At 62.8% G+C, this 13,347-nt stretch carries 9 protein-coding genes; 6 read left to right on the top strand and 3 right to left on the bottom strand.

The genetic code is table 11. The features are described 5' to 3' along the window. Positions 1 to 36 precede the first annotated feature (36 nt). From GEV01_RS07805 to GEV01_RS07815, 3 genes are read right to left on the bottom strand one after another with little or no spacing between them, the layout of a single operon-like run. Positions 37 to 945, bottom strand: coding sequence for a carbohydrate kinase family protein (locus tag GEV01_RS07805; protein ID WP_152803179.1), 909 nt, complete (start codon positions 943 to 945; stop codon positions 37 to 39). Position 946: 1 nt separating this feature from the next. Beyond that, the gene (locus tag GEV01_RS07810; RefSeq protein WP_175022977.1) at positions 947 to 2,155 is read right to left on the bottom strand and encodes an AGE family epimerase/isomerase; all 1,209 of its coding nucleotides are present in this window, start codon (positions 2,153 to 2,155) and stop codon (positions 947 to 949) included. A 2-nt stretch (positions 2,156 to 2,157) separates the two neighbouring features. Then, positions 2,158 to 3,201: a LacI family DNA-binding transcriptional regulator gene (locus GEV01_RS07815; RefSeq protein ID WP_152803183.1), complete on the bottom strand. Its 1,044-nt coding sequence runs from the start codon at positions 3,199 to 3,201 to the stop codon at positions 2,158 to 2,160. 410 nt (positions 3,202 to 3,611) lie between these two features. On the opposite strand from GEV01_RS07815, the gene GEV01_RS07820 reads away from it, so the two are divergent. The 6 genes from GEV01_RS07820 (at position 3,612) to GEV01_RS07845 (ending at position 13,342) form a co-directional block, all read left to right on the top strand. Then, positions 3,612 to 4,862, top strand: coding sequence for an ABC transporter substrate-binding protein (locus GEV01_RS07820; RefSeq protein ID WP_152803185.1), 1,251 nt, complete (start codon positions 3,612 to 3,614; stop codon positions 4,860 to 4,862). A 101-nt stretch (positions 4,863 to 4,963) separates the two neighbouring features. Beyond that, on the top strand, positions 4,964 to 5,890 hold the full coding sequence (locus GEV01_RS07825) for a carbohydrate ABC transporter permease (RefSeq protein ID WP_152803187.1): 927 nt from the start codon (positions 4,964 to 4,966) through the stop codon (positions 5,888 to 5,890). 10 nt (positions 5,891 to 5,900) lie between these two features. Continuing rightward, the gene (locus tag GEV01_RS07830) at positions 5,901 to 6,767 is read left to right on the top strand and encodes a carbohydrate ABC transporter permease (RefSeq protein WP_152803189.1); all 867 of its coding nucleotides are present in this window, start codon (positions 5,901 to 5,903) and stop codon (positions 6,765 to 6,767) included. A gap of 24 nt (positions 6,768 to 6,791) precedes the next feature. Beyond that, complete coding sequence (locus GEV01_RS07835; protein ID WP_152803191.1) at positions 6,792 to 7,931, top strand: ABC transporter ATP-binding protein; 1,140 nt, start codon at positions 6,792 to 6,794, stop codon at positions 7,929 to 7,931. 38 nt (positions 7,932 to 7,969) lie between these two features. Next, positions 7,970 to 10,600, top strand: a complete 2,631-nt coding sequence (locus GEV01_RS07840; RefSeq protein ID WP_152803193.1) for a TonB-dependent receptor — start codon at positions 7,970 to 7,972, stop codon at positions 10,598 to 10,600. A gap of 93 nt (positions 10,601 to 10,693) precedes the next feature. Continuing rightward, the gene (locus tag GEV01_RS07845) at positions 10,694 to 13,342 is read left to right on the top strand and encodes a TonB-dependent receptor (RefSeq protein ID WP_235914277.1); all 2,649 of its coding nucleotides are present in this window, start codon (positions 10,694 to 10,696) and stop codon (positions 13,340 to 13,342) included. Positions 13,343 to 13,347 lie beyond the last annotated feature (5 nt).

Genomic DNA, 13,347 nt, shown 5'->3' on the forward strand with positions numbered 1-13,347 from the left:
AACCGTATGACGGTGTCCCTGTCTCTTCCCCAGGTTTTACTTGATCAGCGCCTCGATCTGCGCCAGCGATGGCGGCGATGCGCCGGGCGCCATGCAGGCGGCGGCGCCCGCGGCCACCGTGAACTGCAAATGCTGCGCAGGCTGATGCTGCGGCCGATGCATCATGCTCCAGGCCAGCGCCGCGATGCTGGCGTCGCCCGCGCCGACGGTGTCGGCCACGGTGATGGACGGCGCCGGAAGATGCCAGGCGACGTCGCCGATGTGCAGCGATGCGCCGTCGCCGCCCTTGGTGTACAGGCAGGTGGCGGCTGGGTTCCAGCTGCGCAGCGTGGCGAAGGCCTGGTCGATGTCGTAGGTGCGGAACAGGCCTTCCAGATCCTCTTCCGATACCTTGATCACGTCCGCCAGTTCGGTCATGCGGCGCAGCGTGGCGTCGTAACGCTGGTCCATCAGCAGGCGGTAGTTGGGATCGTAGCTGATGCGTACACCGTCGCGTTTGAGCTGTTCGGCCAGCGCCACCAGCTTGTCCGCCAGCGGTTGCCGGGCCAGGCTGATGCCGCCGAAGTGCGCCCACTTGCAGTGCGCGCGCCAGCCCTGCGGCAGCGCCGCCGCGTCGAATTGCAGGTCCGCGCTGTCGTCGCCGACGAAGAAGTAGGCCGGCGGATCGGTGCGGTGCACGATCGCCAGCAGCGGCGATTTGTCATAGCGTTGCAGGAAGCGCAGGTCCAGCCTCGCGGCTTCGCTGGCCTGCCACAACGCGTCGCCGAACACGTCGCGGCTGATGGCGCCGGCGAAGGCGGTCGGCGTATCCAGCCTGGCCATGGCGCGCGCCACGTTCCAGGTCGAGCCGCCGGTCTGGCTGAGCCACTGGCGTTGCGCCGGGTCTTGCACGATCATGTCGGTCAGCGCTTCGCCCGCCGCCACGAAGATGGGAAATGCCGTCATCTCAATCCTTCAATACGTTCAGTACTTCGTAGCACGCGCCCATGGTGTGGTAGTCCACCTTGCCGGCCGGGCTTTTCTCGTCGGTCAGCTTGCTGTTGTCTGTGCCCAGGATGCGGTACCACGCGCCGTAGCGGTGGTCGACGAAATGCACCCAGCTGTAGGCCCAGATTTTGTCGTACCAGGTCCAGTAGCGGGTCTGGCCGGTGCGCGCGGCCAGCAGCGCGGCGGCGGCCAGGCTTTCGGCCTGTACCCAGAAGTATTTGAGATCGTCGCAGATGCTGCCGTCCGGCGCGAAGCCGTAGTAGACGCCACCATGCTCATGATCCCAGGCCTTGGCCAGCGCGCTGTCGAACAATTCTGCGGCGCGCGGCAGCAGCCAGTTGGTGCCGCCTGCGAGATGTTCGCCGTGGCGCTCCAGCAGCAGCAACAGCTTGGCCCATTCCGTCAGGTGGCCCGGCTGATAACCCCACGGACGGAAGATGTTGCTCTTGTCGTGGCGGTTGTATTCGGTATCGACCGACCAGTCGGCGTGGTAGTGCTCCCAAATCAGGTTGCCGGACAGCGCGGCCTGGCGTTGCGTGATGTTGCGGGCCAGCGTTTCCGCCCGCAGCAGGTAGGCACGTTCGCCGGTCGCTTCGAAGGCGGCGATCAGCGCTTCGCAGGCGTGCATATTGGCGTTCTGGCCGCGATAAGGCGACAGGTAGGACCAGTCGGAACTGGCTTCGTCCGCATACAGGCCGTGGGCCGATTGCCAGAAGCGCAGCTCCATCAGCGCGTAGGTTTCGGCGATCCATTCGCGGGCCTGGGTTTCTCCCGCCATCAGCGCGTGGCTGTAGGCCAGCAGCACGAAGGCCAGGCCGTAGCAGTGGTTGGTGCCGTCGGTAACGGTGCCGCTGCCGTTGCTCCAGTCCAGTTGCCAGGCGTAGCCGCCGGTGGCCGGGTTGCGGTGGGCGTCGCGCAGGAAGGCCAGTGCGTGGCGCAGGCGCTGCTGGTCCGCCGCCTCGCCGAACTGGCGCCACGCCATCGCGTAGTTGAACACGAAACGCGTGCTGCTCACGACGTGGCGGGTGTGCTTGTCGTAGACGGTGCCGTCGTCTTTGTAGAAGTGATAGAAGCCGCCGCTGGGGTCCACGCAACGCGGATCGTAGAACTGCTTGGTGTGGCGGATGTGGTCCAGCAGGGTGCTGCGGGACTGAAAATCTGGGGCCATCGTCAGGTCCATTTAGGGGTTGCGGGATGCTTCGGGCGCCAGCCTTCGACCACGGTGCTGGCGCGTACGATCAATTCCACCGGCGCGATTTTTTCCACCGGCCCCGCCATCTGGCCTTGCAGCAGCAGCTCGACGCCCAGCGCGCCCAGTGCTTTTTTGTCGATGCGCAGCGTCGTCAACGGACGGTGCCCCAGTACGGCGGTGGCGATGTCGTCGAAGCCCACGATCGCGATGTCGTGCGGGACTTTCAGGCCCTTGGCCAGGCAGCAGCGCATCGCCACCAGGGCGGCGCTGTCGTTGTAGCAGAACACGGCGTCTGGTGGATGGGGCAGGGACAGCAGCTGCTCCATCGCTTCCCATGCGCCGGTTTCAAGGTCGACGCCATCGGGCAGGCCGGCCTCCAGGCGCGGGTCGGCCAGTATGCCTTCCTCGAACAGCGCCTGGCGGTAGCCGCGTGCGCGCTCGCGGATGCTGTAGTGCGACAGCGGGCCGGAGATCAGGCCCACGCGCGTGCGGCCCGCGTCGATCAGGTGTTTGGTGGCGAGGTAGCCGCCCATCATATTGTCCGGATTGACGGAGCTGTAACCGCGCAGCTTCATATCGATCAGCACCAACTGCTTGCCGGTGGAGCGCAGCGCTTCCAGCGTCTCCGGTTCGAAGAAGCCGGCGCAGACGATGCCGTCCGGCGCGTGCATGCGTATCTGGTCGATCAAACCATCCGCCGGGCCGACCGCCATGAAGGACAGTACGATGCCTTGCTTACGGCAGGCCTCTTCGGCACCGTGCAGCACCGGCGAGTAGAACGGGCTGCTGGAGGCGGTGTTGTGCTGGCGGTGCAGCAGGAAGGTCAGGCGGCGCAGGCGTTTCGGACGCAGTTTGCAGAAGTCGTAGCCGAGTTCCCGCGCTGCCTCCAGCACCATCTGGCGCGTGGCTTCGGTCAATCCTGGTTCGTTTTTCAACGCGCGCGAAATCGTCCCGGCGGACACCCCGGCGACGCGGGCGATATCCCTGATCGTCACTGCGACGTCTTTGGTGGCTTGGTCCATCTTGTCTCCATTATTTTTCGAGAAGTCTGCATCAGCGTCCTGCCAGGGTCAAACGACTTGGCGGCTTAGGTGAAAAGTTTAGCGCAGGTTTACTAAACAAGGCTTTATCTGGTGATCGCGGCCGCTTTGCCTCCTTCCTGCAACAGGCGCCACAACAGTTTTGTTAAGTTTTGTAAGCATTTCTTGCGAAGCCTTGCACAGTGCTGCGCCAACCCGGGGCGCAGACCCCGTTGCGGCCCCTTCGGCGGTAAGGAAATGTAATGCGGTGGCCGTCCCGGAAAAACTTATCCCAATAAATTCAATGTCTTATGTGTTTAATTCCATAATGCAACTAACCCTCTTGTCACAGAAAAGCCAATGCTAGAATAAATTCATCGTTGTAAATAAAGCTACGCAAAAAGGACTTAACCATGCAAGTACGCCGGATTGTTCGCAACGCTCTGTTGACCGCCATGTTCTCCGCCCAGGCCGCGCAGGCTGGCACGCTGGTGATCGAAAGCTGGCGCGTCGACGACAAGACGCTGTGGGAAAAGGTATTGCTGCCGGCCTTCGAGAAAAGTAATCCCGGCATCGAAGTGAAGTTCGCGCCGACCGCGCCGACCGAATACGACTCCAGCCTGGCCGCGCGCCTGGCCGGCGGCACGGCCGGCGACTTGATCGCCTGCCGTCCGTTCGACGTATCGCTGTCGCTGTACAAGAAGGGGCACCTGGAAAAACTGGACGGCAAAGCGGGCATGCAGAACTTCGCGCCCACGTCGACGGTGGCCTGGCAGACCGACGACGCCAAGGACACCTTCTGCATGCCGGTGGCTTCCGTGATCCACGGTTTTTTGTACAACAAGAAGATCTTCAAGAAGCTGAACCTGCAACCGCCGAAAACGGTGGATGAATTCTTCGGCGTGCTGGAGGCGTTGAAGAAGGGCGGCGTAGCGCCGCTGGCGCTGGGCACTGCCGACCAGTGGGAATCGAGCCAAATGGTTTATACCAATATCGGCCCGAACTTCTGGCGCGGCGAGGAAGGGCGCAAGGCCCTCATATCCGGCAAAGCCAAGCTGACCGATGCTCCCTTCGTCGAGGCCTTGCAGTTCGAGCAGCGCATGGGTACTTATCTGAGCAAGGGCGCCAGCGCCCAGACCTACGGCGACAGCCAGAACCAGTTCGCGCTGGGCCGCGCTGCGATCTACCCGACCGGCTCGTGGGATATCTCGTACTTCGGCCAGACGCCGGGCCTGGAGCTGGGCGCGTTTCCGCCGCCGGTGCGCAAGGCGGGCGACCCGTGCTTCATCTCCGACCACATGGACATCGGCATCGGCATCAACAAAAAGTCGCGCAACAAGGACGACGCCTTCAAATTCCTGGCCTGGGTGGGCTCGCAGGAATTCGCGGACATCTACACCAACCGCGTGACCGGTTTCTTCTCGCTGTCCAACCACCTGATCGCGGTGCGCGACCCGGTAGCCAAGCAGATGGCGGAATGGCGCAGCACCTGCGCTTCCACCATCCGCTTCAACGCCCAGGTGCTGAATCGCGGCCAGCCCAGCATGGAGAGCGAACTGTGGAACATCAACGCCCAGGTATTGAACGGCAAGCTGGCGCCCAAGGACGCCGCCACCAAGCTGCAAAACGGATTTGCGAAGTGGTACAAGCCACAGCAAAAGTAGTATCACACCAATCCCTCCCCCTGATTGTGTGATTCCTTTGGCCGGCGCCGGGCGCGGCGCCGGCTCTTTTTTTGCCCGAATTCTGAATTCTGGAGGCTTATTTGAAACATGCGGTTAATACGGTGCGGCCCTGGCAGCTGCTGCTGTTCCTGGCGCCGGCGGTGCTGATCTATTCTCTGTTCAGCGCACTGCCGCTGGTGCAGACGCTGGGGCAGGGCTTCTTCAACGCCGACGACAGCGGCAAGACCGTCTTCGTCGGCCTGGAGAACTTCCGCACCATCCTGCTCGATCCCGACTGGTCGGCCGGCTTCTGGAACGCGATGGCCAACAACGCCAAGTTCTTCTGCATCCATATGCTGCTGCAGAACCCCATCGGCCTGCTGCTGGCGACGCTGTTTAGTTTGAAAGGGCTGCGCGGCGCCCGTACCTACCGCACGCTGATCTTTTTGCCGACGCTGCTGTCGGTGGTGATCATCGGCTTTATCTGGCAGCTGATCCTGTCGCCGCTGTGGGGCGTGGGTGAAAAGCTGATGGGCTTTGCCGGCCTGGCCGACTGGTTCGCGCCGTGGATGGGGCAGGAGGAAACCGCGCTGGCGACGCTCTCGATGATCTCGGTGTGGCAGTACATCGGCATGCCGATGATGCTGATCTACGCCGCGCTGCTGGCGGTGCCGGAGGAAATCGTCGAAGCGGCGCACGTGGAAGGCGCCGGTGCGCTGCGCATCTTCTGGCAGATCAAGCTGCCGCTGATTTATCCGACCTTGGGCCTGGTGACGATACTGACCTTCGTCGCCAACTTCAACGCCTTTGACCTGATCTACTCGATCAAGGGCGCGCTGGCCGGGCCGAACTATTCGACCGATATCCTGGGCACGCTGTTCTACCGCACCTTCTTCGGCTACCAGGCGCAGGTCGGCAATGCCTACCTGGGTTCCGCCGTCGCCACGCTGATGTTCCTGGTGATCCTGGCCGGCGTGGGCGTTTATTTTGTCGGTGTCCAGCGCAGGCTGACCCGCTTTGCACTGTGAGGGCCGCGCCATGACCGCTATCGCCATGAACCCACCCGTACCGCTGGCCAGCCGTTTCGAACCGGGCCGCCTGATGGTGCACGCCGCGCTGATCGCCTACACCGTGCTGGCGCTGTTCCCGATCGCGCTGATCCTGATTAACTCGGTCAAGAGCCGCGCCGCCATCTTTGACGATCCGCTGGCGCTGCCGACGATGGATTCGCTGACCTTCATCGGCTTCCAGAAAGTCCTGGCCAGCACCAACTTCCTGCTCTACTTTGGCAACAGCTTGTATGTGACTCTGCTGGCGCTGTTGTGCATCGTGCTGTTCGGCGCGATGGCGGCATGGGCGCTGTCGGAATACAGCTTCATGGGCAACCGCGTGCTGACGCTGTTCCTCGCCCTCGGCATCATGATCCCGATCCGCCTCGGCACCGTGGCGATCCTGGAGCTGATGGTCAAGCTGGAACTGGTCAACACGCTGGCCGCGCTGATCCTGGTGTACACGGCGCAGGGCCTGCCGCTGGCGGTCATGATCCTGTCCGAATTCATGCGCCAGGTGCCGTCGGAGCTGAAGGACGCGGCGCGCTGCGACGGCGTCGGCGAGGTGCGCATCTTCTTCCAGGTGGTGCTGCCGCTGATACGGCCGGCGATTGCGACGGTGGCGGTGTTCACCATGATCCCGGCGTGGAACGACCTGTGGTTCCCGCTGATCCTGGCGCCGTCCGACCGCACCAAGACCGTCACGCTGGGCGTGCAGCAGTTCATCGGCCAGTACGTCACCGACTGGAATTCCGTGCTGGCGGCGCTGTCGCTGGCCGTGATACCGATGCTGATTTTGTACGCGCTGTTTTCGCGCCAGTTGATCCGCGGCCTGACGGCTGGCGCGGTCAAGTAACCCAATAACTGAAAGAGGAATGTAATGGCAAGTGTCAGCCTGAAGCAGCTGCGTAAATCCTACGATGGCAAGACCGATGTCCTGGCCGGCATCGATCTGGATATCGCACACGGCGAGTTCGTGGTGCTGGTCGGCCCGTCCGGCTGCGGCAAATCGACGCTGCTGCGGATGCTGTGTGGCCTGGAGAGCATCACCGGCGGCAGCATGTCCATCGGCGACGAGGTGGTCAACCATCTGCCGCCGGCAGAACGCGGCATCGCCATGGTGTTCCAGAGCTACGCGCTGTATCCGCACATGACGGTGTTCCAGAATATGGCCTTCGGCCTGAAGGTGGCGGGGCAGGGCAAGGCGGCGATCAAGGAGCGCATCACCCGCGCCGCCGCCACGCTGAAGATCGAGCATCTGCTGGAACGCCTGCCGCGCGAGCTGTCCGGCGGCCAGCGACAGCGGGTGGCCATCGGCCGCGCCATCGTGCGCGAACCGCGCCTGTTCCTGTTCGACGAGCCGCTGTCCAACCTGGACGCCGCGCTGCGCGTGCAGACCCGCCTTGAGATCGCCAAGCTGCACCGCCAGCTCGACGCCACCATCGTCTACGTCACGCACGACCAGGTCGAGGCGATGACCTTGGGCGACAAGATCGTCGTCATGCACGAAGGGAAGATCCAGCAGGCCGGCACGCCGCTGGACCTGTACCAGCAGCCGCGCAACCTGTTCGTGGCGAGCTTTATCGGCTCGCCGAAGATGAACCTGATGGCCGGCACCATCGCCGAGGCGGGCCCCGGCGGCGTGCTGGTGCTGCTGCCCAGCGGCGAGTCGGTGCGCGCCTATGTCGACGGCAGCGGCCTGCGCATCGGCACAAAGGTGACGCTGGGCCTGCGCGCCGAACATATCAGCGAATTGCGCGCCGGTTCGGAAGTTTTCAAAGGCGAGGTCAGTGTGGTCGAACACCTGGGCGAAGCCAATTACATCTACGTCAGTCGTGAGGGTGGAGAAGACGTGGTGATACGCGGAGACGGCGAACGTCACGTCGAGATCGGACAATCCATCGTCTTCTCGGCCGACAGCACCGCCTTCCACGTGTTTGACGAAGGGGGACAGGCGCTACGACGCCTGCGTCCGGGGAATATGGTTTCGGCCGCGCGCGGCATGATGCGCAGTGTCTGAGATCTATGCGGTTCACATTTTCAAACAAGGAGAATTGAATGACTAAGCCGGTATTTAAGAAAAAACTACTACCTAACTTGATCGCGCTGGCGCTGAGCGGCGGCTTTGCGCACCATGCTTACGCAGCCGATCCAGTTGCGGCCGAAGCGGCGCAGGCCAGCGACGCGGTACCCGCTGGCGACACCGCAACCGTTGAGGTGCGCGGCATCCGCGAGCGCCTGAAGCGCAACCTGGCCGAGAAGCGCGATTCCGGCAACGTCATCGACACCGTGACCGCCGAGGAAGTCGGCAAGTTCCCCGACAAGAACGTGGCCGACTCGCTGCAGCGCGTGCCGGGCATCTCCGTGGACCGCACCTGGGGCGAGGGCCGCGACATCTTCGTACGCGGCACCGACAAGAACCTGAACCTGACGCAGTTGAACGGCCAGGCAGTCGCCTCGGGCTACTGGTGGAAGAACGATTCGCAGAGCCGTGGCTTCAACTACGACATCCTTGCATCGGAACTGGTGGGCAGCATCGACGTGTACAAAAGCCCGTCGGCCGACCTGGACGAGGGCAGCATCGGTGGCCTGGTCATCGTCAAGACCCGCAAGCCATTCCAGCTGAAGCCACTGGTGGCGCAGGTGTCGGCGGAAGCGACCTACAGCAAGCTGCCGAAGAAGACCGACCCGCAGCTCTCCGGTTTGCTGAGCTGGACCAATGAACAGAAGACCTTCGGCGCACTGGTCGCCCTGAGCCGCCAGCAGCGCACCATGCGCCGCGACGGCCTGGAAAACTTCACCGATTCGACCAAGTACAACATCGTCGACCAGAACGGCGTCGTTACGCCAGGCGCTTATGCGTCGTGGGGCGGCGGCTCGGCCATCTTCCGCCAGGACCGCAAGCGCACCACCGGCGACATCACGCTGCAGGCCCGCCCGAACGCCAACACCGACCTCTCGCTGAACTACATGAACTCGGATATGAGCATGGACAACAGCAACCAGAACTACCTGTGGGAAGCGGGCGGTCTGGCGGACAAGAAGGGCAATATCGCCGTCACCAATCCAAAGTTCATCACCACCTCCGACGGCACCAAGGCGCTGGTCGGCGGCACCGTCGGCCCGACGGGCGGCGTGTCGTTCGAGCCTATCTTCCGCCAGTCCTACGTGAAGTCGGAAGTGCTGGACCTGGAAGGCACCTACGATGCGGACAACTGGAAATTCCACGGCCAGGCCGGTACCACCAAAGGCTCCGGCGGCAGTGACCATGACCGCAACTTCTGGTTCGTCGGGAACACCCGCACCACCTTCAACATCGCGCCGGACACCTATGAGGTCAAGTACCTGGACATCAATCCGCTCGACGCGAGCAAGCTGACTTTGCAAAGCTCGCGCGACTGGATCCGCCGCATGGAGACCAAGGAGAACTACGCGCAGGGCGACCTGACGCTGGACTTGAACAACGGCTTCCTGAAGTCGATCAAGGTGGGCGCCAAGTTCCGCGACACCACGGTGCAGAACCATCGCATCATCGGCACCGACGGCCCTGGCAACGTGGGCTGGCAGTCGTTCTCGTTGGCCGATCTGTCGACCGGTGCGTCGCCGCTGTTAAGCCAGAAGGCCGCCAATCCTGGCTCGCTGACCCAGTATGCGTGGGTGGATGACGGCCTGGCTTACTCCAAAGGCTTCCCGATGTACGACAAGGGCATGGTCTACGCGGAAGCGAAGGGCGAGTACTACAAGATCAAGGAAAAGATCTACGCGACCTATGCGCGTGCGGACTTCGCCTTCGGCCAATGGCGCGGCGACTTCGGCGCCCGCATCGTCAAGGCCGACCAGAACTCCGAGGCTTACCAGGACTTGACGGGCACCGGCAACTACTCGCTGGCCAACGTCAGCCGCAGCTACACCGATGTGCTGCCCAACCTGAACGCGGTCTACACCGTCAACAAGGACCTGCTGGTGCGTGGCGCCGTGGCGCGTGTGATGGCGCGTAACACCTACAGCGATTTGAGCGCCAGTACGGAAGTCAGCGGCACCACCAACGCCGCCACTTCCGGCAATCCGCTGCTCAAGCCTTACCACGCCAACCAGGCGGAGATCGGCGCCGAGTGGTACTACGCCGATGCGTCGCTGCTGTCGGCGACCTTGTTTGCCAAGAAGCTGGACACCTTCATCTACACGCAGACGACGCAGGAAAACGTGGCCGGTGTGGTGCGTCCTGTGACTCGCCCGTACAACGCCAACAACGGCGAAACGGTCAACGGCCTGGAACTGCAATGGCAGCAAGCCTTCAGCAGCGGCTTCGGCGCCATCGTCAACTACACCTACACCGACGCCAAGACCGGCGCAAATGCGGGTGGCGTGAAGCTGAACGTGGTGGGCAACTCGCGCAACCAAGCCAACATCACCGGCTTCTTCGAGAAGAACGGCTACAGCGCGCGGCTGTCGTACAACTACCGCTCCAAGGCCTACGGTGCCCTGGATGAGGGCGGCCAGGATGTGACCAGCGCCTACGGCCAGTGGGATGCGTCGGCCAGCTGGGATATCACGCCGAAGGTCAGCCTGTACTTCACGGCGGTGAACATCACCAATGAAGTCATCCGGACCAATACCACCGACGGCCTGCCGGTGGGTGTGTATGAAAACGGTGCGCGCTACAGCGTTGGCTTGAAAGCCAAGTTCTAAAAAAGCTGAGCGTAATGCTGGGTAGATGGCGGGATAAATAACGTTTTAATCGGGAGAGCAATGATGTCGCATCACAGTACCAATAAAAAGTTAATGAGTCTCGCCATCGCCAGCGCCTGCGCTGGCATGGCTGGCGGCGCGGCGGCGCAGCAGCAGGAAGGCTCCGATGCGTCGGCCATCGCCACCAAGGACCAGGTGGCGGAAGTCAAGGTAACGGCGACGCGCCATTCCACGTCGCTGCTCAAGACGCCGGTAGCGGTAACGGCGGTGACACAGGAAGCATTGAGCCGTGACGGCATCACCGACGTGCGCGGCTTGAGCGGCCAGATCCCCAATCTGCAACTGGGGACGTCGAACGATGGCAGCGGCGGGGTGCAGATCGCGATCCGGGGCGTGAGCAGTTCCGACTTCACGGAGATCGGCAACCCGGCCGTCGGCCTGCACGTGGCGGGGCTGTATCAGCCGCGGCCCCAGGCTGCGCTGGCGCTGATGTTCGACCTGGATCAGGTCGAGGTGCTGCGCGGCCCGCAGGGCACGCTGTTCGGCCGTAACTCGACCGGCGGCAGCATCAACATCATCCCGGCCAAGCCGGAATTCGGCAGCAGCTACGGCACCGTCGAGGCGGATGTGAGCAACTACCGTGGACGCCAGATATCGGCGGTGCAGAACATCCCGGTCAGCGACAACTTCGCGCTGCGCGTGACGGCGATGAAGATCAAGCGCGACGGCTACATCAACCAGCAGCAGGACTTCTACGCGGCGGACTTCCCGGCGCTGGGCATCGTGCCTGCGCGCGACGCCGCCGGCAAGATCATTCCGGACGTCGACCAGCGCTTCAACCAGAAGGTCGGCGCCAACAAGTTCTACACCAACAAAGACGAATACGCGGCGCGCTTGCAGGCGCGCTGGAAAATCCGCCCGGACCTGGACTGGCGCCTGACGTACGAGAAGTACCAGAACAACGGCGCGGGCGACCTGCCGATCAAGGACTGCGAACAGGCGGCCGGCACGCCCTACGCCTGCACGGGTGGGCAGTGGGACGTGAAGGTCAACGTGCCGGGCGTGATGGACATGACCATCGACACCGTGCGCAGCGGCCTGGTATGGGACTTGAACCCGTCCACCACCATCGAATACAACGCATCGTGGTCGAGCCAGAAGCGGCGCGAAATCCAGGACAGCGACAGCGGCTACCAGCCTATCGAGAGCGAGCTGGCCACGCGGCCTGGCACATCTCCGTTCAACGACTTCGCCACCTACACCACTGCGTCGAAGTATGTCTCCACCGTCCATGAGCTGCAACTGCGCGGCAAGTACGACCGCCTGCGCTACGTGGCCGGCCTGTTCTGGATGCACGAGAAGAACATGATCGACTACGCGCAGGACTACCTGGGTGCGTCGTGGGGCACTTATGGTTTCCCGGCCGAGTCGTACTTCTACCACCAGGCCGACCGCCAGTCCGATTCCAAGGCCATCTTCGCGCAGGCCGATTGGGAATTCGCGCCAACCTGGAACCTGACCGTTGGCGGCCGCATGACCCGCGACACCCGCAAGGACGTCGGCGGTCAATACTGGGATACGGCGTTCTCGGACGATCCGGCGATCTACTTCAAGGGGCTGCATAATCCCGGCACGCCGGGAACTCCGGGCTTCGTCCCGTTCAACAGCTCGGACCTGAAGCCGGGCATGGGCGGCTACTACGGCGCGGGCGGTTTCGATTCGTCCATTCATCCGGTGGTCAGCGACGATTCGGCGTCGTGGAAGAAGTTCACCTGGCGCCTGGGCCTGAGCCGCCAGCTGACGCCGCGCGACCTGGTCTACACCTCGCTGTCGACCGGCTACAAGGCCGGTGGCTTCAGCGACAAGGAGGACATCTGCCGCACCGGCTTGAACGGCAATTGCGCCGGCATGACGCCGGGACCGCACTACACCAACATGCCGTGGAACCCGGAGACGCTGACCAACTTCGAGCTGGGTTACAAGGGGCGCCTGCTGAACAACAAGCTGACCTTCTCGGCCACCGCGTTCTACAGCCGCTACAAGGACATGCAGCTGACCGGCGGCGTCACTGTCGGCAAGATCATTCCGAAGGTGCCGTGCACCGTCACCAATCCTTACTGCGACAGCGTGGTCATTTACGGCACGCAGAATGCGGCGCAGGCGAATATCTCCGGCCTGGAGATCGAGGGCGAGTACAAGCCCTGGCCAGGTTCGCACATCGGCTATTCGTATTCGCACCTGAAGGCGGTCATCAAGTCCTATCCGACCTACAGCGAGGACAGTTCGATCAGCTGTAATATCCGCGAGAAGTATGGCGCTCCGCCTTGCGTCGCGTACGAGGGCACGGACCCGCTGTTCGCCGGTAAATTCCCGTTGAATATCGCGGGCAACCGCCTGCCGTATGCGCCGGCCAATACGCTGAACCTGAACGCGTCGCAGGACTTTGAGATTGGCGAGTACACGTTGACGCCATGGATTTCGGCGCGCTGGCAGGACAAGATGTACTTCTCGCTGCGGAATCTGGATAATCCCCACATCTCCGATGCGCAGAAAGCCTACACCACGGTCGATGCGGCGCTCAAGCTGGTTTCGCCGAACGGAAAATGGCATGTGGAGGCTTATGTGAAAAACTGGGGGCAGACGCTGGCGAAGAACTATGCAAGCGTGGTGGACCCCGGCTATGTAACGGCATCCTATAACGACCCGCGCATCTACGGCATCCGTTTTGGCGCGACCTGGTAAATGAA

Origin of the sequence: Rugamonas rivuli (genome assembly GCF_009380165.1) — a bacterium.
GTDB lineage: Bacteria > Pseudomonadota > Gammaproteobacteria > Burkholderiales > Burkholderiaceae_D > Rugamonas > Rugamonas rivuli.